The organism is Arthrobacter sp. 01N444, assembly GCF_056399305.1.
On the sequence record NZ_JBFTRB010000038.1, the window covers coordinates 1 to 709 of the forward strand.

The window sequence follows — 709 nt, forward strand, 5'->3', positions numbered from 1 at the left end:
AGCTCACCCTCGCGGACCTCAAGGCCTTCCGCGACCACCTGCGCATCCCGATCACGGACGACCAGCTCGAAGCGGACCTCTACCGGCCGCCGTACTACCACCCCGGCATGGACTCCCCGGAGATCCAGTACCTGATGGACCGCCGCAAGCAACTCGGCGGCTTCGTCCCCGAGCGGCGCTCCAAGCACTCCGACGTCACCCTCCCGGACGAGAAGGTCTACGAAGTCGCCAACCGCGGCTCCGGCAAGCAGCACGCCGCCACCACCATGGCGTTCGTCCGCCTGCTCAAGGACCTCATGCGGGACAAGGAGTTCGGCAAGCGGATTGTGCCGATCATCCCCGATGAGGCACGCACCTTCGGCATGGACGCGTTCTTCCCGACGGCGAAGATCTACAACCCGAACGGCCAGAACTACCTCTCCGTGGACCGCGAGCTCGTCCTGGCGTACAAGGAGTCCATCTCCGGCCAGATCGTACACGCCGGCATCAACGAGGCCGGATCCGTGGCAGCCTTCACCGCCGCCGGCACGTCCTACGCCACCCACGGCGAACCGCTCATCCCGGTCTACGTCTTCTACTCGATGTTCGGCTTCCAGCGCACCGGCGATTCCTTCTGGGCCGCCGCCGACCAGATGACCCGCGGGTTCATCATCGGCGCCACCGCCGGACGCACCACCCTGACCGGCGAAGGCCTGCAGCACGCCGACGG

1 pseudogene is annotated in these 709 nt (G+C 66.9%); it reads left to right on the plus strand.

The window, feature by feature from the left end:
• A pseudogene (locus tag AC1DKN_RS20990) lies at window positions 1-709 on the plus strand (pyruvate dehydrogenase (acetyl-transferring), homodimeric type); the annotation flags it as partial.